The following is a 20,653-nucleotide window of genomic DNA, read 5'->3' as shown; positions in this document are numbered from 1 at the left end:
AAAGCGGTGCATCGACGAAAAAAAGCCCCGCCGGGACCGGCAGGGCTTCCTGTGCGAGGAGACGAAGCCTCTTACAGCTTCTGCTGCTGCATGAAGCGGTCGAAGGTGCCTTCGGTGTAGCGGAACCAGGCGTTCTGGTCGGCCAGGAATTTCGACCAGTCGCCGTAGATCTTCTTCCACTCGGGGTTGGTGTTGTTCAGGTCCGAGTAGATCTGCTGGGCCGACTTGAAGGCGGCGTTCATCACGTCCTGCGAGAACGGGCGCAGCTTGGTGCCCGAGCCGACCAGCTGCTTCAGCGCGATCGGGTTCTTCGAGTCGTACTTGGCCGTCATCGTGATGTTGGCATGCGCGGCAGCCGCCTCGACGATCGCCTTGTACTCGGCCGACAGGCCTTCCCACGCCTTGGTGTTGATGTAGAAGTCCAGCTCGGGGCCGCCTTCCCACCAGCCGGGGTAGTAGTAGAACGGGGCGATCTTGTTGAAGCCCAGCTTCTGGTCGTCGTACGGGCCGACCCACTCCAGGCCGTCCAGCGTGCCCTTCTCGAGCGCGGGGTACAGGTCGGCGCCTGGGATGGATTGCGGGATCACGCCGAAGGGCTCGAGCACCTTGCCGGCGAACGGGTTGGTGCGGAACTTCAGGCCCTTCAGGTCGGCGACCGACTTGATCTCCTTGCGGAACCAGCCGCCCATCTGCGCGCCCGTGTTGCCGCCCGGCAGGTTGATGATGTTGTACTTGGCGTAGAAGGCGCGCATCAGCTTCAGGCCGTTGCCTTCGTACATCCAGGCGTTCTGCTGGCGGGTGTTCATGCCGAAGGGCACCGCGCAGCCCAGGCAGAAGGTCGGGTCCTTGCCGTAGAAGTAGTACGGGGCCGTGTGGGCCATTTCGACCGAGGCGTTCTGCACGCCGTCGACCACGCCGAACGCGGGCATCAGCTCGCCGCCGGCATGCACGGAGATCTGGAACTTGCCGCCCGTCATGTCGCTGACGCTCTTCGCGAACACTTCGGCGGTACCGAAGATGGTGTCCAGCGACTTGGGAAAGCTCGACGCCAGGCGCCAGCGAACTGCGGCTTGCGCGTGAACCGCGGGGGCGATGCCGGCAGCCAGAACGCCGGCGATGCCGGCGTTTTTGATGAGGGAACGACGATCCATTAGATAGCTCTCCGAGTTCTTTGAAAAAACGAAACGCGGCTTGTGACCGCGTTGAGGACTTTGGCGTGAGTCCGGGGCAATTGTAAAAACGCGCTTACAGCGATCGGCGGGGGTTTACCCTGCGCCGCAATAAGGCCGGGAAGAGGGAATGCGCGGCCGAAACAGCGCATCCGGGGACGAGGCATAAAATGTTAATCGCCTTACACATATCCCGACTTCGACATCAAGACATGAGACTCTCCAATTCCTTCAAGCCCGCGCTGCTCGCATTCGCCGCGGCCACCGCCCTCGGCGCTCAAGCCGCCGACATCAAGATCGGCGTCGCCGCCGCACTGTCCGGCGGCGCCGCGCAGTACGGGTCCGCCATCCGCAACGGCTTCCAGCTGGCGGCAGACGAAATCAACGCCGCCGGCGGCATCAACGGCGACAAGATCGTCCTGGCCATCGAGGACGAGCAGGGCAAGAAGGAAGACGCGATCAACGTCTTCAAGAAGCTGATCTTCCAGGACAAGGTCCTCATGACCTTCGGCCCCACGCTGTCGAACTCGGCCCAGGCGGCCGACCCGATCGCCCAGGCCGCCAAGACGGTGGCCTTCGGCACCTCGAACACCGCCGACGGCATCACCTCTATCGGCGACTACGTCTTCCGCAACTCCGTGACCGAAGCCGACGTGCTGCCCGAGACGCTGCGCGTGGCCATCAAGCACGCCAACGTGAAGAAGGTCGCGGTGCTCTACGGCAACGACGACGTGTTCACCAAGAGCGGCTACGACAACTTCAAGAAGGCTCTCGAAGACCTGAAGCTGCCCGTGACCACGACCGAGACCTTCGCCAAGGGCGACGTCGACTTCAAGGCCCAGCTCACCAAGATCAAGGCCACCAACCCCGACGCCATCGTGCTGTCGGCCTTGCTGGCCGAAGGCGCGCCGATCATGGTGCAGGCCCGCCAACTCGGCCTGAACGTGCCGGTCATCGGCGGCAACGGCATGAACTCGACCAAGATCTTCGACCTGGCCAAGGGCAGCTCGGACAACCTGTACGTCGGCAGCCCCTGGTCGGCCAGCAACGCGACGCCCGAGAACACCAAGTTCCAGAAGGCCTACAACGACAAGTTCAAGATGGCGCCCGACCAGTTCGCCGCGCAGGCCTACGACGGCCTGTACGTGGTGGCCCAGGCGCTCAAGGGCGTGAAGCTGTCGGGCAACCTGGCCGCCGATCGCACCGCGCTGCGCGACGCGCTGCCCAACGTGAAGTGGACCGGCGCCACCGGCGCCTTCGCTTTCGCGCGCGCCAAGGACAAGGCCGGCAAGCCCGCCGGCTACGACGCGCAGCAGACAGCCATCGTGAGCGTCACGAAGGGCACCGCGTTCGTGATCGAGAAGTAAGCACGGCAAGCCGTCTCGATGGCGGGCCGGGCGGCCCGCCTTGCTTTCCCCACATGGCGCAGGACAGTCACTGCGCCGTTTTCTTTTTTGATTTGCCGCAGCACGCCCGTGTCGCGGCCTGACGAAAGCCCATCGTGCTCGATCAGCAGCTAGTCAATGCCTTGTCGCTCGGGTGCGTCTACGCACTCTTCGCGCTCGGCTTCACCCTCATCTTCGGCGTGCTCGGCGTCATCAACCTCTCGCACGGCGCGGTGTTCATGGTGGGTGCCTACGCGGCGGCCGAATTCATGCGCCTGTCGGGCCTGCCGCTCTGGGCGGGCCTGCCCTTCGCCTTCGTCCTGTGCGGCGTGCTGGGGCTGCTGATCGACGTGCTGGTGCTCAAGCCCCTGCGCAAGCGCAACGCGCCCCACCTGATCCCGATGATCGCCACCATCGGCGTGGCCATCATCCTGAACAACGGCATCCAGGGCATCTTCGGCGCGGAGAACCTGCGCTTTCCGCCCGGCACCATTCCCGACGACGCTCTGGTGATCGCTGGCATCCATGTCACCGCGCTCGAACTGGGCATCGTGCTCGCGTCCTTCGTGCTGATGGGCGTGCTGATGCTGTCGCTGCAGCGCACGCAACTGGGCCGCGCGCTGCGCGCCATCGCCGAATCGCCCAAGGCGGCGTACCTGGTGGGCGTGAACGTCGAGGGCCTGTTCTACCTGACCTCCTTCGTGGCTGCCGGCCTGGGCGGCGTGGCGGGTGTGCTGATCGGCCTGTATTCGAACGCGCTCTTCCCGCTGATGGGCCAGCCGATGCTCGAGAAGGGCATCGCGGTGATCATCCTGGGCGGCATGGGCGACATCCGCGGCGCGCTGCTCGGCGGCCTGTTCCTCGGCTTCGCCGAGGTGCTGTCGGTGGCCTACGTGGGCTCCAACATGCGCGACGCGGTGGCATTCGGCCTGCTGTTCCTCGTGCTGCTGGTGCGTCCGAAGGGCCTGTTCGGTTCGCTCAAGGAGCGCAAGGTATGAGCCGCCACGCCTGCACCTGCGCTGCGGCGCTGGCCCACCTTGGGGCTGCCCGGCGGAGGGCCGTCTGAGATGGAAGCCTTCGACAACTTCTGGTCGGTCTACAGCAACCTGGTGCTCTCGCTGGGCATCAACGGCCTGCTGGCGCTCTCGATCTGGCTCACGCTGGCCTGCGGCATGCTCGCGCTGGCCAACGCCGCCTTCATGGGCATCGGTGCGTACACCGCGTCGATCCTCACACTGAACTACGGCGCGCCCTTCCCGGTGGCCATTGCCGCCGGCATGGCCGCGCCGGCGCTGGTCGCCTTCATCATCGGCAAGCCGACGCTGCGGCTGTCGGGCGTGTACCTCGCGATGGCCACGCTGGCCTTCGGCGAGGTGGTGCGCATCGCAGTGCTCAACGCCGAGCCGCTCACCGGCGGCGCGCTGGGCCTGAACGGCATTCCGCAATCCACCGAGTGGTGGCACGTGGCGCTGGCGCTGGTCCTCACGCTGCTGGTGCTGTGGCGCATCCGCCGCTCCAAGGTGGGCCGCGCCTTCGAGGCCATCAAGGAGGACGAGACCGCCGCCGGCCTGATGGGCATCGACGTGGCAGGCCACAAGATGCTGGCCTTCGTGCTGGGCGGCGCCATCGCCGGCCTGGCGGGCACGCTGAACGCGCACCTGACCTTCTTCATCGGCCCGGCCGAATACGGCTTCAACCGCGCGGTGGACATCCTGACGATGACGATCCTCGGCGGCATCGGCGGCCTCACCGGCCCGGTGCTGGGCAGCACCATCCTCACGCTGCTGCCGGAGACACTGCGCGGCCTGGGCGCGTTCCGCCTCGTGGTCAACGGCTTCATCCTGGTGCTGATCGTGCTGTTCCTGCCCAAGGGCATCTGGGACCCGGCGCGCATCCGCCAGTGGTTCGGCCGCAAGGGGGGCGCAGCATGAGCGAACAGACGCTTCTGACTCTGAAGGGCGTGTCTCGCCACTTCGGCGGCCTCAAGGTCCTGCAGGACGTGAACCTGGACATTCCCAAGGGCGGCATCTTCGGGCTCATCGGCCCGAACGGCGCGGGCAAGACGACGGTGTTCAACCTGATCACCGGCCTGCTGCCCACCACAAGCGGCACGATCCACTTCCAGGGCCAGGACCTGGCGGGCCGCAAGCCCTTCCAGATCACCCGCGGCGGCATCGCGCGCACCTTCCAGAACATCCGCATCTTCAAGGAGATGTCGCTGCTGGAGAACGTGACCGTGGGCATGGACTCCAAGCTGCGCTACGGCCCCCTGGGCCTGCTGGCGGGCACCGGCCTGTTCCGCGCCGAGGAAAAGCGCGCCCGCGACCGCGCACGCGAACTGCTGAGCTGGGTCAAGCTCGACCACAAGGCCGACGACGTGGCCGACAACCTCTCGTACGGCGACCAGCGCAAGCTGGAGCTGGCGCGCGCGCTGGCCACCGAGCCGACGCTGCTGCTGCTGGACGAGCCGGTGGCCGGCATGAACAGCACCGAGAAGAGCGAGCTGATGGTCGAGATCGAGAACATCGCGGCGCGCGGCTTCACGGTCTTCATGATCGAGCACGACATGCGCTTCGTGATGGGCCTGTGCCAGCAGATCGCGGTGCTGAACTTCGGACGCATCATCGCGCGCGGCGGCCCCGAGCAGATCCGCAACGACCCGCAGGTGATCGAGGCCTACCTCGGCCGCGAAGACGACGAAGCCACGAACGACCAGGAGACCGCTGCATGAGCGCCGGCACGACGACCCCATTGCTGCAGGTGCAGGACCTGAAGGTGAACTTCGGCCATGTGCAGGCGGTCAAGGGCATCGACTTCGAGCTGCACGAAGGGCAGATCACCACGCTGGTCGGCGCCAATGGCGCAGGCAAGTCGACCACGCTGCTCGCGCTGTCGGGGCTGGTGAAGAAGACGTCCGGTCGAGTGACCTTTGCCGGCCAGGACATCACGGGGCTGTCGCCGCACAGGATCGTGTCCGGCGGCGTGGTGCAGGTGGCCGAAGGCCGCGCCACGCTGACCACGCTCACCGTACGCGACAACCTGGAGCTGGGCGGCTACACGCGCCGTGACGGCGCCGCCGCCCGCGCGGCCGACCTGGAACGCATCTACGGCCTCTTCCCGGTGCTGAAGGACCGGGCCGACGGCCTGGCCGGCAACCTCTCGGGCGGCGAGCAGCAGATGCTGGCCATCGGCCGCGCGCTGATGGCCAAGCCGCGCGTGCTGCTGCTGGACGAGCCCTCGATGGGCCTGGCGCCGATCATCGTTCAGGACATCTTCCGCACGCTGCGCGAGATCAACAAGCAAGGACTGACTATCTTCCTGGTGGAGCAGAACGTGCGCCAGGCTCTGAAGATCGCCGACCGGGCCTATGTGATCGAGACGGGCAGCATCGTGCTGTCGGGCACCGGGCGGGAACTGCTGGGCAATCCGAAGGTGCAGGACGCCTACCTGGGAAGCTGAGCCGTCTTCCTCCCTCCCCCGCGGGGGGAGGGTCGGGGTGGGGGCACGGCAGCCTTCGAACCGCAGCGGCCTCTCCAGCGCCGCCTGCCCCCATCCCAGCCTTCCCCCAGCGGGAGAAGGAGCGAATCCAAATTAGCCGCGGCCGAAGCGGTCCACGATGGACTTCTCGATACCCGCCGCATCGAGCCCGATGCCGGCGAGCAACTTCGCCGGATCGCCATGCTCGATGAACTGGTCGGGCAGGCCCAGCTGCAGCACCGGCTTCTGCACGCCGGCATGCTGCAGCGCCTCGAGCACCGCGCTGCCAGCGCCGCCCATGATCGCGCCCTCTTCCAGCGTGACGATGGCATCGTGCGTGCCCGCGACCTTCAGCAGCAGCTCCACGTCGAGCGGCTTGGCCCAGCGCATGTTGACCACCGTGGCATCGAGCGACTCGGCCACCGTGAGCGCCGGGTACAGCAGCGTGCCGAAGGCCAGGATGGCGATGCGCTTGCCCTCGCGGCGGACCTCGCCCTTGCCGAAGGGCAGCGCATCGAGCGTGAGATGCGGCGCCACTCCGGCACCCGAGCCGCGCGGATAGCGCACCGCCACGGGGTGGTTCTGCTCGTAGGCGCTCGTCAGCAGCTGGCGCGTCTCGCGCTCGTCGGCCGGACAGGCGATGCTCATGTTCGGAATGCAGCGCAGGAACGGGATGTCGTATGCGCCCGCATGCGTCGCGCCGTCGGCACCCACCAGGCCCGCGCGGTCGAGCGCGAACACCACCGGCAGGTTCTGGATGGCAACGTCGTGGATCAGCTGGTCGTAGGCGCGCTGCAGGAAGGTCGAGTAGATCGCGACCACCGGCTTCAGCCCCTCGCATGCGAGGCCCGCGGCGAAGGTCACGGCGTGCTGCTCGGCGATGCCGACGTCGTAGTAGCGGTCGGGGAAGCGCTTCTCGAACTCGACGAGCCCCGAGCCCTCGCGCATCGCTGGCGTGATGCCGACGAGGCGGCCGTCGGCCGCGGCGGTGTCGCACAGCCACTGGCCGAACACCTGCGTGAAGGTCTGCTTCGCCGCGGAGGCCGGCTTGACGAGCCCCACCTGCGGGTCGAACTTGCCGGGGCCGTGGTAGGCCACCGGGTCGGCCTCGGCCAGCTTGTAGCCCTGGCCCTTCTTGGTGACCACGTGCAGGAACTGCGGGCCGTCGAGGTGCTTGAGGTTCTCGAGCGTGGGCACCAGCGAATCGATGTCGTGGCCGTCGATCGGGCCGACGTAGTTGAAGCCGAACTGTTCGAACAGCGTGGCGGGCACGACCATGCCCTTGGCATGCTGCTCCAGCCGCTTGGCCAGCTCGAACAGCGGCGGCGCGTTGCGCAGCACGCTCTTGCCGACGTTCTTGGCGGCGGCGTAGAAGTTGCCGCTCATCAACTGCGCGAGGTAGCGGTTGAGCGCGCCCACCGGCGGGCTGATCGACATGTCGTTGTCGTTCAGGATCACGAGCAGCTTGCAGTCGCACACGCCCGCGTTGTTCAGCGCCTCGAAGGCCATGCCGGCCGTGAGCGCGCCGTCGCCGATGATGGCCACCGTGTGGCGGTCCTCGCCCTTCTGCTTGGCGGCCATGGCCATGCCGAGCGCGGCCGAGATGCTGGTCGACGAATGGGCGGTGCCGAAGGTGTCGTACTCGCTCTCGGTGCGCTGCGGAAAGCCCGAGATGCCGCCGATCTGCCGCAGCGTGGGCATGCGCTCGCGCCGGCCCGTGAGGATCTTGTGCGGATAGGTCTGGTGGCCCACGTCCCACACCAGCCGGTCGTGCGGCGTGTTGAAGACGTGGTGCAGCGCCACCGTCAGCTCCACCGTGCCGAGGTTCGAGCTCAGGTGGCCGCCGGTGCGGGAGACGTTGTCGAGCACGCAGGCGCGCACCTCGTCGGACAGCTGGCGCAGCTGGGCCCGGTCGTATTTGCGGATGGGCGAGGGATCGTGGAGTGTGGGAAGCAGCGGAGCAGCCATTGGAAAAATCTTCTTCTAGTAGATGGCCACGGAGCCGAAGGCCGCGAAGCAGGCCATGCCGGGGCCCCCATGGAACCGGCTTTGCCGGGCCATCGGGGTGCGCCCCCTCGAGGGGGCATCCGAAGCGACACGAAGTGCGCGGAGATTCGGGGGTGGTCTCATTTCATCGGTCGCGGTCGACCACCATGTGGGCCAACGCGCGAAGAGCCGCGGTGTCGTCCAGGCCGCTGCGCTCCAGCGCGGCGAGCGCATCGGCCAGGAGCTGGCGGGCCTGGGCGCGGGCGCCGTCGAGGCCCAGCAGCGACACATAGGTGGGCTTGTCGGCCGCGGCGTCCTTGCCGGCGGTCTTGCCCAGGGTCTGCGAGTCGGCCGTGACGTCGAGGATGTCGTCGACCACCTGGAACGCGAGGCCGATGGCTGCGCCGTAGTCGCGCAGCGCGGCCAGCGCAGCAGCGCTCACGGTGCCGCAGGCGGCGCCCATCTCGACGCTGCCCTGCAGCAGCGCGCCGGTCTTCAGGCGGTGCATCTCGCGCAGCTGCGCTTCGTTCAAGGCGATGCCGACGCTGGCCAGGTCGATCGCCTGGCCGCCGGCCATGCCCTGGCTGCCCGCGGCGCGCGCGAGCAGGCGGCACAGCAGGGCCTGGGTGGTGGCGGGAATCTCGTCGCCCTCGGGGGTGAGCAGCTCGAAGGCCAGGGCCTGCAAGGCGTCGCCGGCCAGCAGGGCATCGGCCTCGCCGAACTTCACGTGCACCGTGGGCTTGCCGCGGCGCAGCACGTCGTTGTCCATGCACGGCAGGTCGTCGTGCACCAGCGAATAGGCATGGATCAGCTCGGTGGCGCAGGCTGCACGCAGGGCGGCGGCCTTGTTGCCGCCGACGGCCTCGCTCGCGGCCAGCACCAAAAGCGGCCGCAGGCGCTTGCCGCCGTCGAGCACGGCGTAGCGCATGGCGTCGCCCAGCAGTACGGGGGCGTCGACGCCGACCCAGCGCGACAGCGCCGCTTCGACATTCGCCAGGTGGGGTTCGCTCCAGCCGGCCAGCGTGCGGGCGTCCCAGTGGGCGGCGGTATTCAGCGGGGCGGCGCTCATTCAGGCGTCCAGACCTTCAGGCTGCCCGAATCGAGCACCTTGATCTGGTCTTCGACCGCCTGCAGCTTGTCGCGGCAGAAGGCGAGCAGCGCCGCGCCGCGCTGGTAACTGACGAGCAGCTGGTCCAGCGGCAGCTGGCCCGACTCGAGTTCCGCGACCAGTTGCTCCAGCTCCTGGAGTCCGGCTTCGTAACTGGCTGGCAGCGGACCCGTGTCGGGCGTTGCCGCCGGGCTGGACGAGGAAGGGGGAGGCACCTTGGGCATGCAAGCGAAACTTGGGTGAAACGAGGCATTTTAGGACCGTGACCGGAACAATGGCGCCCCTTCCGGGACCGCCCTTCCCCGGAGCGGCCGCGGCGCCTTGCGCGCTTCCCACGGCGAAAGGCCCATCGCACATCGCAAAATGGCATGGAAAGCCTCGGGGGAACCCCGAGCGCCCCCCGGGTACAATGCGAACTTCTCTCGTTGACGACGTTCAACACCGCTTCGGGCCGCCCAGCCACCTCTTGCGGCGGCGCCTTCCGTTCTTTTTCTTCCTTTCCTCCCTGTGGGGAGCTTGGTCAGGTCCTCCATGTCTGATTTAAGTCTTCAACTGCAGCAGGCCGCGAGCCAACTTCCAGTTTCCGCGTATTTCGACGAGGCGCTCTTCGCCCGCGAGATGCAGAACCTTTTCTCGCGAGGGCCCCGCTATGTCGGCCATCGCCTGGCCGTGCCCGAGATGGGCGACTTCCACACCCTGCCCCAGGAACACCAGGGCCGTGCACTCGTCCACACGCCCAAGGGCGTGGAACTGATTTCCAACGTCTGCCGCCACCGCCAGGCCCTGATCCTGCAGGGCCGCGGCAAGCTCGAGAGCCAGTCGGGCGGCAACATCGTCTGCCCGCTGCACCGCTGGACCTACGCCGCGGCCGACCCGCGCACCACCGGCACGCTGATCGGCGCCCCCCACTTCCAGCAGGACCCCTGCCTGAACCTGCACAACTACCCGCTCACCGAGTGGAACGGCCTGCTGTTCGAAAAGAACGCAGACGGCTGCGGCCCCGACGTGGCGGCCGACATGGCCGGCCTCGGCCCGCAGGCCGACCTGGACTTCAGCGGCTACGCGCTCGACCGCGTCGAGCTGCACGAGTGCAACTACAACTGGAAGACCTTCATCGAGGTCTACCTCGAGGACTACCACGTCGGCCCGTTCCATCCCGGCCTGGGCAGCTTCGTCACCTGCGACGACCTGCGCTGGGAGTTCAAGCCGCGCTATTCGGTGCAGACGGTGGGCGTGGCCAACCGCCTGGGCCGCGCCGGAAGCCCCGTCTACCAGAAGTGGCAGGAGCAGCTGCTCAAGTACCGCGAGGGCAAGCCGCCGAAGTACGGCGCCATCTGGCTGACCTACTACCCGCACGTCATGGTCGAGTGGTATCCGCACGTGCTCACGGTGTCGACACTGCACCCCGTGAGCCCGACGAAGACGCTCAACATGGTCGAGTTCTTCTATCCAGAGGAAATCGTCGCCTTCGAGCGCGAGTTCGTCGAGGCCCAGCAGGCCGCCTACATGGAGACCTGCGTGGAAGACGACGAGATCGCCGAGCGCATGGATGCCGGCCGCCGCGCGCTGATGCTGCGCGGCGACAACGAGACCGGCCCCTACCAGAGTCCGATGGAAGACGGCATGCAGCAGTTCCACGAGTGGTACCGCGCCGCGATGCAGAACGCCTGAGCCGATGAACGCGGCATCCACGGGTGTTCTGGGAACACCGAGGAACCGGCTTTGCCGGGCCTGCGGTGTTGCCCCCGGCGAGGGGGCGGGAGAAGCGACACGAAGTGCGCGAAGCCTGAGGGAGAACCAATAGTGCAAGCGCTCTGGATGGTGCTGGGGGCCTTCCTGTTCGCGACGATGAGCGTGGTCGTGAAGGTCGCCTCGGCGTGGTTCAACAGCGGCGAGATGGTGCTCGGGCGCGGCCTGATCGGCATCGTGTTCCTGTGGCTGCTGGCGCGCAACCGCGGCGTGCCGCTGGGCACGAGGTACCCGGGCATGCACGCGTGGCGCAGCACGATCGGCGTGGTCTCGCTCGGCGCGTGGTTCTATGCCATCGCCCACATGCCGCTGGCCACCGCCGTCACGCTCAACTACATGAGCAGCGTGTGGGTCGCGGCCTTCCTGGTCGGCGGCGCGCTGCTGGCCTGGGTGCCGGTGCCCGGACGCGACGGCCGCGTGGAGCGCCCGCCGCTGCAGGGCGCGCTGGCGATGACGGTGCTCGCGGGCTTCGTGGGCGTGGTGCTCATGCTCAAGCCCACGGTGAACGGCAACGAGGGCTTCGCGGGCCTGCTGGGGCTTCTTTCGGGCCTGACGGCCGCCTTCGCCTACATGCAGGTGGTGGCGCTCTCGCGCATCGGGGAGCCCGAGCTGCGCACCGTCTTCTACTTCGCGGTCGGCTCTGCGGTGGCCGGCGGCATCGCCACGGCGGTCACCGGTTTCTCGGGCGGCGGCTCCTGGACCTGGCAGCACGCACTGTGGCTGCTGCCCATCGGCCTGCTCGCCGCGCTCGGCCAGCTGTGCATGACGCGCGCCTACGCCACCGCGAAGACGCAGGCCGGCACGCTGGTGGTCGCGAACCTGCAATATTCGGGCATCGTGTTCGCGGCCTTCTACAGCGTGGTGCTGTTCGACGACCGCATCGACGCGGCCGGCTGGGCCGGCATGACCCTTATCATCGCGAGCGGCATTGCTGCAACCGTGTTGCGACAACGGGCCGTGCCCAAGGCCCCGGCCGAGGAACACTGACGCGCGCAGCGTGCATTTCCAGATTCCCGAAGGAGCAAGCGCCATGTACGACACCCTCATCTCCGTCGAACAACTGCAGCAGCTGCAGGCCAGCGGCAAGCCTTTCATGGTGTTCGACTGCAGCTTCGACCTCATGAAGCCCGAAGCCGGCGCGCAGCAATATGCGGCCGCACACATTCCGGGCGCGCTCTATGCCAACCTCGACACCGACCTCAGCGCGAAGCACGGCGCCCCAGGCGCGCATGGCGAAGTCGTCGTGGCGCAGGAGGACGGCGTGCCCGCATCGGGCGGGCGCCATCCGCTGCCCAGCCGCGAGAAGTTCGCCGCCTGGCTCTCCAGCGTCGGCTTCTCCAACGACATGCAGGCGGTGGTGTACGACCGCAACGGCGCCAACTACTGCGGTCGCCTGTGGTGGATGCTCAAGTGGATGGGCCACGACGCGGTGGCCGTGCTCGACGGCGGACTGCAGTCATGGCAGGCCGCAGGCGGCGAAGTCACGAGCCGCGAGGAGCCCGCGCGCTTCCAGTCGAACTTCGTCGCGGGCGAGCCCATCGCGAAGCTGGTCACCACTGAAACGGTGTTGCGCCGGCTCGGCCAGCCTGACCAGAACCTGATCGACGCACGCGCCGGTGCACGTTACCGTGGCGAGGTGGAACCTCTGGACCCGATCGCCGGTCACATCCCCGGGGCCCTCAACCGGCCTTTCGCCGACAACATCGGTCCCGACGGCAGGTTCAAGCCGGCATCGCAATTGCGTGCCGAGTTCGAAGCGCTGCTCGCGGGACGCGACGCGGCGACCGTCGTCCACCAGTGCGGCAGCGGCGTGAGCGCCGTGCCCAACCTGCTCGCCATGCAGATCGCGGGATTCGGGACGACCGCGCTCTATGCCGGCAGCTGGAGCGAATGGAGCAACACGCCGGGGCTGCCGACCCGGCAAGGCGCCGAACCATGAAGCACATCCGACTCCGACGTACCACCGGTCTCGCAATCGCAGCCGCCGCGATGTTCGCGGCAGCCCCCTTCCTCACCGCCCAGGCCCAGCAGCAGCACGCCCACGTGCACGGCCAGCTCAAGCTCGACGTGGCCGTCGACGGCCCCACGGTGGTGATCGACATGGAATCGCCGCTGGACAACATCGTCGGATTCGAACGCGCCCCCAAGACCGACGCCGAGAAGAAGATCGTGGAAGACGCGGTCGCCCAGCTGCGTGCGGCCGACAAGCTCTTCGTCGTCGACCCCGCCGCCAACTGCAAGCTGGGCCCGGTCGACCTGCGCTCCGGCGCGCTGGGCCTCGGCAACCCCGACCCCAACGAGCCCGTCGGCCACGCCGACCTCGACGCCACCTTCTCCTTCAACTGCACCAACGCAGCCGCCGCGAAGTTCATCGACCTGAACCTGTTCGGCGCCTTCAAGGGCCTGCGCCAGATCGACTCGCAGATCGCCACCGCGCAGGGCCAGTTCAAGCGCCAGCTCAAGCGCCCCGCCGGCGCCCAGGCCTCGCAGCCCGCGCGCCTGAGCTGGGGCAAGTGACACCGTGAGCGACCTTCCTTCGGCGCAGGGCTCATCGGCCCTGCGCATCGTGCTCGCAGCCGAGGCGCTGCGCTTCACATGGCCATCGGCCAAGACCCCCTGCATCGACATCGAGGCCTTCCGCATCACGGCCGGCGAATCGGTGTTCCTGCACGGCCCGAGCGGCTGCGGCAAGAGCACGCTGCTGTCGCTGCTGGCCGGCGTGCTGGTGGCCGACGAAGGCCGCGTCACGCTGCTCGGCCACGACTGGTCGAAGCTCTCGGGCACGCAGCGCGACCGCAGCCGCGTGGCGCACGTGGGCTACATCTTCCAGCAGTTCAACCTGCTGCCGTACCTGAGCGTGATCGACAACGTGCTGCTGCCATGCCGCTTCTCGCAGCGGCGCGAGGCCAATGCGTCGCGCAACGGCAGCTCGCGCGGCGAGGCCGAGCACCTGCTCGACCAGATGGGCCTGGACCGCAACCTGTGGAACCGCCAGGCGCTGCAGCTCTCCGTGGGTCAGCAGCAGCGCGTGGCCGCGGCACGCGCGCTCATCGGCCAGCCCGAAGTGGTGATCGCCGACGAACCCACCTCCGCGCTCGACGAAGACCGGCGCGAGGCCTTCCTCGACGTGCTGCTGACGGCCTGCGCGGAGCACCACAGCGCGCTCGTGTTCGTGAGCCACGACCAGCGCATCGCCCAACGCTTCGCGCGGCATGTGCTGCTGCCCGAGATCAACCGCGCGGCCACCAGCGCGATGGCGGTGGACGCATGAGCCGCCGGTCCGCTCCCAAGGCGAATACCGCGGCGCGACGCGCGGAGGCCTGCCAATGAAGGCACTCTTCTCCATTGCATGGCGCAGCGCCTGGAACCGGCGCTTCACGCTTGCGCTGACGGTGTTCTCCATCGCGCTGTCCACCTTCCTGCTGCTGGGCGTGGAACGCATCCGCACCGAGCTGCGCGAGAACTTCGCATCGTCCGTCTCAGGCACTGACCTGATCGTGGGCGCACGCACGGGCTCCACGCAGCTGCTGCTTTACTCGGTGTTCCGCATCGGCGCGGCCACCAACAACATCTCCTGGAAGAGCGTGCAGGCGCTCTCGTCGCACCCGGGCGTCGACTGGGTGGTGCCGCTGTCGCTGGGTGATTCGCATCGTGGCTTCTCGGTGCTGGCCACCTCCACCGACTACTTCACCCGCTTCCGCTACGGCGACAGGCAGACGCTGAAGCTGCGCGAAGGCAAGCCCTTCAGCGAACTCTTCGACGCGGTGGTCGGCGCCGAGGTGGCCGACAAGCTCAACTACCACGTGGGCCAGAAGATCACGCTCGCGCACGGCAGCGGCGAGCTCAACGTGGCCGAGCATGCGGACAAGCCCTTCACCGTGGTCGGTGTGCTCGCGCGCACGGGCACGCCGGTCGACCGCACGGTGCACATCGGCCTCGCGGCCATGGAAGCCATCCACCTCGAATGGGTGGGAGGCGCGCCGATGCCGGGCGTGCACATCTCGCCCGAGCAGGTGCGCAAGTTCGACCTCACGCCCAAGAACGTGACGGCCGTGCTGGTGGGCCTGAAGAACCGCGCTGCCGTGTTCGGCGTGCAGCGCTGGATCTCGACCTACACCGGCGAACCGCTGATGGCCATCCTGCCCGGCGTGGCGCTCGACGAGCTGTGGAGCGTGATCGGCGTCGGCGAGAACGCGCTGCTGCTGATGTCGGCACTGGTCGCGCTGGTGAGCCTCGCGGGGCTGGTGTCGGTGGTGATGGCGGGCCTCAACGAGCGGCGCCGCGAACTCGCGGTGCTGCGCGCGGTGGGCGCGGGCCTGCGCCATGTGCTGGCGCTGCTTGCCCTCGAAGGTGCGCTGGTCACCGTGCTCGGCGTGGTGCTGGGCGTGGTGATGGCGGTGCTCGGCATCGCCCTGCTCTCGCCATGGCTGCAGTCGCAGTTCGGGCTGACATTGAGCCTTTCCGAACCTACACTGAACGAATGGCTGCTGATGGCGAGCCTGCTGGCCGCCGGTTGGCTGGCAAGCCTCTTGCCCGGCATCCGCGCCTATCGACTCTCTCTTGCAGACGGCCTCTCACCGAGGATTTGAACCATGCCCATCGCACAGAAGACCTTGTCCACGAGCAAAGCTTTCACTCGGCTTTCGATGCTGATCGCAGGTGCCGGCCTCGCGGCCGCCGCCTGGGCCGCCGAACCCGCCCCCAAGGACACCACCGCCGCCAACCCGCTGGGCGGCAAGGCCTCTCCCGCAGCGGCCTCCAAGGCCGCACCGGGCCAGCCGCGCCAGATCACCTGGGAAGAGCTGGTGCCCAAGGACTGGGACCCGGCCAAGGAGTTCAAGGGCATGGACCTGAGCGCGCTCGACGACGGCGACCCGCGCGCCAACGAACTGCTCATGAAGATGCAGGAGGTGTCGAACAACGCACCGACCAATCCGGCGATGAACGGCGCGGAGATCAAGATCCCCGGCTTCATCGTGCCCCTCGAAGAAGCCAAGGGCGAGGTCACCGAATTCCTGCTGGTGCCCTACTTCGGCGCCTGCATCCACACGCCGCCGCCGCCTGCCAACCAGATCCTGCACGTGGTGCCGCAGAAGGGTGCCAAGTTCCGCGCTATGGACACGGTATGGGTCACCGGCAAGCTGCAGACCCTGCGCAACGATTCGATGATGGGCGTGAGCGGCTACCACGTGAGCGCGGCCACCGTCACCAAGTACACCGGCGGCTCGAAGTAAGGCCGCGGCCTCCGCGCCGTGTGGTTCTGCGCCGACAGGCTTGGCGGCACGGAACCGACACAGACCGTTGCATCCGCGGCGCAAGCTCTGTCATCGCTTGATGCCGAGTTCCGTTGAAGAAGTCCGGGTATGCCTCCGGGCGTCTTCATGGAAATCCAGATGACAAAAAACCTCTCTACCGCCCCGCGGCTGTTGACGATCTCGCTGTGCATCAGTGCCCTCGTCCTCGCAGGCTGCGACAAGGCTCCCACCAGCACCCCCGCCCCTCTCGCATCGACGCAGGACCCTGCGGGCTCCATCCCGCCACCATCGGTGCCGCAGACGCAGCAGGCACCTGCCGCCGCACCCGTGCAGGCCGCCTACACACCACCCAGCGCCGAGCAGCTCTACCAGCTGGTCGCGCCCATCGCGCTGTACCCCGACAAGCTGGTCGCGCAGATCCTGGCCGGCGCCACCTACCCTGACCAGATCACCGCGGCGCACGAATGGCTCGCGCAGAACCGCAACCTCAAGGCCGGCCCGCTGGCCGACGCGGCCAACCAGCAGCCCTGGGACCCGAGCGTGAAGTCGCTCACCGCATTCCGTCCCGTGGTCGACCAGATGGCCGGCAACATTCCGTGGACACAGGCACTCGGCCAGGCCTACTACAACGACCCGGCCGACGTGATGAACGCGATCCAGGTCATGCGCCAGCGCGCCGCCAAGGCCGGCCGCCTCAAGAACAACGACAAGCTGCGCGTGGTCACCGCCGCGCCGCCACCGAACTACGCGCCGGCCCCCGACGTGCAGCCCGTGTATGCGGGCCCCGTCGTGGTCGAACCGCCGCAGCAATTCATCACCATCGAGCCGGTGCAGCCCGACGTGGTGTACGTACCCGCCTATGACCCGCAGGTGATCTACGGCGAGCCGCAGCCGGTGTATCCGGGTTACGCCTACGCACCTCCGGTGCAGGTGGTGTCGTCGCCGGGCTACAGCGGCGGCCAGGTGCTGGCGGCAGGCGCGCTCGCGTTCGGTGCCGGTGTGATCGTGGGCGCGGCGCTGGAGCGCCACGACTGGGGCTGGCATTCGTGGAACATGAACTGGGGCGCTCCGCGCTGGCGTGATCGCGATCGTGGCCCCGGCCCGCAGCCGGCCTTCGCGCGGCCTGCGGTGGTCTACAACAACAGCACCTACATCTCGCGCTCGACCACCGTGGTCAACAACGTGCGCAACGTCAACGTCTACAACAACAATGCCGGACCGCGCGGCGTACTGCCCCCTGGAGCGCCTGCCAATTTCGCGGCGAACCCGGGCGCGATGCAGCAGGTGCAGCAACAGCAGCAGCGGGCCCTCTTCGCCCAGCAACAGGCTCAACAAGCGCAGCAGGCACAGCAGCAACAACAACAGCAACAGCGCGTCCAGCAGCAGGCCGCGTTCGCGCAGGCTCAGCAACAACAGCAGCAGGCGCGAGCCCAACAGCAGGCCCAGCAGCGGCAACAGGAACAGGCTCAGCGCCAGCAGGCCATGCAGCAGCAACAGCAGGCCCAGAACCAGGCCCGCCAGCAGCAACAGATCGCGCAGCAGGAGCAGATGCGCCGGCAGCAACAGGCTCAACAGCAGGCCCAGCAGCAGGCGCGCGACCAGCAGGCACGCCAGGCTCGGGGCCTGATGCAGCCCCCGCCGCAGCAACAGCAAGCCCAGCAGCAGGCACAGCTCGCTCAGCAACAGCAGCAGCGCCAGCAACAACAGCAACAGCAGGCAGCTCAGGAACAGCGACGCCAGCAGCAGGCCCAGCTCGACCAGTCACGCAGGGAGCAGTCGCAGCAGGAGCAGATGCGTCGCCAGCAACAGGCCGACCAACAGGCGCGTGCGCAACAGCAGGCCCAGCGGCAGCAGGAGCAGATTCAGCGCCAGCAGGCGATGCAGCAACAGCAGGCCCGACAGCAGCAACAGCAGATGGCCCAGCAGGAGCAGATGCGCCGCCAGCAGCAGTCTCAACAACAGGCCCAACAACAGGCACAGCAGCAGGCCGCACGCATGCAGCAGCAGCAACAACAGCAGATGCAGGCCATGCAGCAACAGCGCCAGCAGCAGATGCAGCAGCAACAGGCTCGCGCGCAGCAGCAGGCCCAGCAGATGGCGCACCAGCAGCAGCAGGCTCAGCAGCAACAACAGCAACGCATGGCAGCCGCTGCGGCGGAACGCCAGCAGCACCAGCAGCATCGCCCCGGGGACCCGAGGCAGCAGTAACGGGCGCGGCGGGGCCGCTTCCCTTCGACTTCAGTTCTTGCCGATCTCCGTCAGCAGCCGCGTGACGAGGTAGATGCGCGGCACGATCGAATCGGCTTCGATGTACTCGTCGCGTGCGTGATAGCCGAAGCCCGCGAGGCCGAAGCTCTCGACCACCGTGGCCTTGCCCGAGCGGCCTGCGTAGCCCGCGTCGGTGCCGCCGCCGGTCATCGGCGTCAGCGCGAGTTCGCGGTCGATTTCCTTGTAGATGGCCTGCGCCTTCTCGGCCAGCGCGCGGCCCTTGTCGCCCGCGATGAAGGCCGGTCGGCCCACCTCCACCTTCACCGTGGTCTCGGTGTCGGGGATCATCTTGCCCGATGCGATCTTCGCCTGCAGCGCCTCGGCCAGCTTCTTCTCGGCACCGGGCTGGGTGATGCGGACGTCGCCCTGCGCCTGCGCCTTCTCGGTGATCTGGTTGAGCGGGCCGGTGGCGCGCGCCACGGTCCAGTTGAGCGTCACGCCCGGAATGTCCTTGGCGAGATCCTTGGTCTGCAGCATCTGGTACGAAAGCTCGTACAGCGCGTTGCGGCCCAGATCGGGCGCTGCGCCAGCGTGCGACGCGCGACCCTTCACCTCGAGCGTGGCGGTGGCGATGCCGGCCGCGCCGAGCAGCAGCGATTCGCCCTTGACCACCGACTTCGCCACCGTCGGCTCGAACGACAGCACCGTGTCGTGCTGGTCGGCGATGGTCGCGATCAGCTCGCCGGAGCCGACCGAGCCCACTTCCTCGTCGGGGTTCATCAGCACGGTGAGCGTGTCGTAGTCGCGCCACCCGGCGTCGGCCAGGATCTTCAGCGAAGCCAGCATGACCGCGAGGCCGCCCTTGTCGTCGGCGATGCCGGGGCCGTAGATGCGGTTGCCGTCGATCTTGTAGGGCTGGCTGTTGAGAATGCCCGGCGCGTACACCGTGTCCATGTGGCCCTGCAGCATGATCTTGCGCTTGCCCGTGCCCTTGAGCGTGCCGATCACGATGTCGGCACCCGCGCCGGCCGTGGCCTTGCGGCGCTCGGTCTTGAAGCCGGCAGCCTTCAGGCGCCCTTCGACCACGTCGGCCATCTTGAGCAGGCCGTCGACGTTGAGGCTGCCCGATTCGATCAGCACCATCTCCTTGAGGTTGTCGATCACCGCGGGCTGCGCCTTCTCGGCCGCAGCGAGCAGCTTCGCATCGGGGGCCGCGTGAGCGCCGGCGACGGCACCGAGCGCAAGGCCGCAGGCCAGTGCCATGGAGCGAAGCGGGAAAGAAGGCAGACGCGAGGTCATGGTTTTTTCTCTGGAGTGGATGACGGCGCACAGCATAGCCATGCGGACCCGCGCGGCGAGCAAATCGGAGACACGGCGCGGGGGCAGCTACGCGCTCTTTGCCGCCGCGGCTTTCCGCGAGGGCTTCGACTGCCCCTTCGACGCCTTCGCGGGCAGCGCCGACGCAACGGGCTCCTCGCCCTTCCGGGCGGCTGGTGCCGGCATGGGGCGCTCCTCTCCCTCCCGCGCCGACTGCATGTGCCCGCTCTCGCCGATGGTCATGCCCACGATGCGCGCGAGCTGCCGGCTCACGCTGATGTACGCGTGGCCCAGGCGGCTGTCGAAGTAGAGCGAGTCGCCCTTGGCCATGCGCACCACCTCGCCGTTGTCGAAGTGCACCTCGATCTCGCCCGACAGCACATAGGCGAACTCCTCCCCGCCATGCCGCACGAAGTCTTCAGGACCGTGGATCTTGCGCGCATGCACCGTGCCGACGATGGGGCTCATCTGCTTGCCGGCCGCGGTGGTGCCGAGGAATTCGTAGGCGATGGAAAGCCCCTTGTAGACCACGCCCTTGCCGGAGCGGGTGACCACCGGCCCGTCGAGCTGCGCGGGCTTGACGCCTGCGCCGGCGAACATCGCGTTCATGTCCATCTCGAGCGCGCGACCCAGCGCGGTGAAGTTTTCGTAGCCCAGCGCGAGCTGGCCACGCTCGGCGCGCGAGATGGTGGTGATCGACACGCCCGAGCGCTCCGCCAGTTGCGCCAGCGTCCAGCCGAAACGCTTGCGCGCGCTGCGCAGGCGGTTGCCGAAGGTGGCGCGGTCCAGCGTGGGCGGCTCTTCCCTGGGCTTCGTCCCCGTCTTGGTCCCTGTGTGTGGATTCACGCTTGGCTTTCTCTTGTGGTGCCGGCAATTCTGCCAGCCGGGGCGCGCCTCATCCATGCCGACCCGCGCTGGGCGGGCCCGGAAGTTGCGTATACGCAAATTGCGCGAACGCAAATTTCACCAGGTCGGTGCATCATGGTTTCCCCTTGGAGC

At 67.8% G+C, this 20,653-nt stretch carries 19 protein-coding genes; 13 read left to right on the top strand and 6 right to left on the bottom strand.

Annotated features, from left to right (window positions below; translation table 11 throughout):
• Positions 1-71: 71 nt before the first annotated feature.
• Entirely contained in the window at positions 72-1,151 is a 1,080-nt protein-coding gene (locus ACTJLF_RS10695) for a TRAP transporter substrate-binding protein (protein WP_019654727.1), read from the bottom strand.
• A gap of 230 nt (positions 1,152-1,381) precedes the next feature.
• Here ACTJLF_RS10695 and ACTJLF_RS10690 point away from each other — a divergent pair, with 230 nt between their 5' ends.
• The 5 genes from ACTJLF_RS10690 (at position 1,382) to ACTJLF_RS10670 (ending at position 6,013) form a co-directional block, all read left to right on the top strand.
• Entirely contained in the window at positions 1,382-2,536 is a 1,155-nt protein-coding gene (locus tag ACTJLF_RS10690; protein ID WP_440883048.1) for an ABC transporter substrate-binding protein, read from the top strand.
• Between the two features lie 134 nt (positions 2,537-2,670).
• Positions 2,671-3,552 carry a branched-chain amino acid ABC transporter permease gene (locus ACTJLF_RS10685; protein WP_026346376.1) on the top strand — a complete coding sequence of 294 codons (882 nt, stop codon included), beginning with the start codon at positions 2,671-2,673 and terminating at the stop codon, positions 3,550-3,552.
• Between the two features lie 69 nt (positions 3,553-3,621).
• Positions 3,622-4,485 carry a branched-chain amino acid ABC transporter permease gene (locus tag ACTJLF_RS10680; RefSeq protein ID WP_019654724.1) on the top strand — a complete coding sequence of 288 codons (864 nt, stop codon included), beginning with the start codon at positions 3,622-3,624 and terminating at the stop codon, positions 4,483-4,485.
• Positions 4,482-5,285: an ABC transporter ATP-binding protein gene (locus tag ACTJLF_RS10675; RefSeq protein WP_019654723.1), complete on the top strand. Its 804-nt coding sequence runs from the start codon at positions 4,482-4,484 to the stop codon at positions 5,283-5,285. The genes ACTJLF_RS10680 and ACTJLF_RS10675 overlap by 4 nt, the downstream gene beginning before the upstream one ends.
• Entirely contained in the window at positions 5,282-6,013 is a 732-nt protein-coding gene (locus ACTJLF_RS10670; protein ID WP_019654722.1) for an ABC transporter ATP-binding protein, read from the top strand. The genes ACTJLF_RS10675 and ACTJLF_RS10670 overlap by 4 nt, the downstream gene beginning before the upstream one ends.
• 132 nt (positions 6,014-6,145) lie before the next feature.
• Here the strand turns inward: ACTJLF_RS10670 and dxs are convergent, their stop codons facing one another.
• The 3 genes from dxs to xseB form a co-directional block, all read right to left on the bottom strand.
• Complete coding sequence (gene dxs, locus ACTJLF_RS10665; RefSeq protein WP_221404242.1) at positions 6,146-7,999, bottom strand: 1-deoxy-D-xylulose-5-phosphate synthase; 1,854 nt, start codon at positions 7,997-7,999, stop codon at positions 6,146-6,148.
• Positions 8,000-8,162: 163 nt separating this feature from the next.
• Positions 8,163-9,086, bottom strand: a complete 924-nt coding sequence (locus ACTJLF_RS10660; protein ID WP_354407197.1) for a polyprenyl synthetase family protein — start codon at positions 9,084-9,086, stop codon at positions 8,163-8,165.
• Positions 9,083-9,349 carry an exodeoxyribonuclease VII small subunit gene (gene xseB / locus ACTJLF_RS10655; protein WP_007829283.1) on the bottom strand — a complete coding sequence of 89 codons (267 nt, stop codon included), beginning with the start codon at positions 9,347-9,349 and terminating at the stop codon, positions 9,083-9,085. Before xseB ends, ACTJLF_RS10660 begins: the two co-directional genes overlap by 4 nt.
• A gap of 307 nt (positions 9,350-9,656) precedes the next feature.
• On the opposite strand from xseB, the gene ACTJLF_RS10650 reads away from it, so the two are divergent.
• The 8 genes from ACTJLF_RS10650 to ACTJLF_RS10615 all read left to right on the top strand — a co-directional run bounded on the left by ACTJLF_RS10650 (position 9,657) and on the right by ACTJLF_RS10615 (position 18,337).
• Entirely contained in the window at positions 9,657-10,796 is a 1,140-nt protein-coding gene (locus ACTJLF_RS10650; RefSeq protein ID WP_019654719.1) for an aromatic ring-hydroxylating oxygenase subunit alpha, read from the top strand.
• A gap of 147 nt (positions 10,797-10,943) precedes the next feature.
• Positions 10,944-11,861, top strand: coding sequence for a DMT family transporter (locus ACTJLF_RS10645; protein ID WP_019654718.1), 918 nt, complete (start codon positions 10,944-10,946; stop codon positions 11,859-11,861).
• 43 nt (positions 11,862-11,904) lie between these two features.
• Positions 11,905-12,813, top strand: a complete 909-nt coding sequence (locus ACTJLF_RS10640; protein ID WP_132754622.1) for a sulfurtransferase — start codon at positions 11,905-11,907, stop codon at positions 12,811-12,813.
• The gene (locus ACTJLF_RS10635) at positions 12,810-13,391 is read left to right on the top strand and encodes a DUF2796 domain-containing protein (RefSeq protein ID WP_026346374.1); all 582 of its coding nucleotides are present in this window, start codon (positions 12,810-12,812) and stop codon (positions 13,389-13,391) included. The genes ACTJLF_RS10640 and ACTJLF_RS10635 overlap by 4 nt, the downstream gene beginning before the upstream one ends.
• Before the next feature lie 4 nt (positions 13,392-13,395).
• Positions 13,396-14,145 carry an ABC transporter ATP-binding protein gene (locus ACTJLF_RS10630; RefSeq protein WP_126185438.1) on the top strand — a complete coding sequence of 250 codons (750 nt, stop codon included), beginning with the start codon at positions 13,396-13,398 and terminating at the stop codon, positions 14,143-14,145.
• Between the two features lie 55 nt (positions 14,146-14,200).
• Complete coding sequence (locus ACTJLF_RS10625) at positions 14,201-15,463, top strand: ABC transporter permease (RefSeq protein ID WP_019654714.1); 1,263 nt, start codon at positions 14,201-14,203, stop codon at positions 15,461-15,463.
• 3 nt (positions 15,464-15,466) lie between these two features.
• A complete protein-coding gene (locus ACTJLF_RS10620; RefSeq protein ID WP_126185437.1) occupies positions 15,467-16,108 on the top strand; it encodes a DUF3299 domain-containing protein in 642 nt (213 codons plus the stop codon).
• Positions 16,109-16,267: 159 nt separating this feature from the next.
• Positions 16,268-18,337, top strand: coding sequence for a DUF3300 domain-containing protein (locus tag ACTJLF_RS10615; protein WP_440883047.1), 2,070 nt, complete (start codon positions 16,268-16,270; stop codon positions 18,335-18,337).
• A gap of 30 nt (positions 18,338-18,367) precedes the next feature.
• On the opposite strand, the gene ACTJLF_RS10610 is transcribed toward ACTJLF_RS10615, so the two are convergent.
• On the bottom strand, positions 18,368-19,636 hold the full coding sequence (locus ACTJLF_RS10610; protein WP_440883046.1) for a M20/M25/M40 family metallo-hydrolase: 1,269 nt from the start codon (positions 19,634-19,636) through the stop codon (positions 18,368-18,370).
• An 87-nt stretch (positions 19,637-19,723) separates the two neighbouring features.
• Positions 19,724-20,500: a helix-turn-helix domain-containing protein gene (locus tag ACTJLF_RS10605; protein WP_020723074.1), complete on the bottom strand. Its 777-nt coding sequence runs from the start codon at positions 20,498-20,500 to the stop codon at positions 19,724-19,726.
• Positions 20,501-20,653: the final 153 nt, after the last annotated feature.

This window comes from Variovorax sp. 22077 (assembly GCF_052044195.1).
Classification (GTDB): domain Bacteria; phylum Pseudomonadota; class Gammaproteobacteria; order Burkholderiales; family Burkholderiaceae_C; genus Variovorax; species Variovorax atrisoli.
The sequence above is the reverse complement of the archived record's forward strand: the minus strand, read 5'-3'. Positions and strand labels throughout refer to the sequence as shown.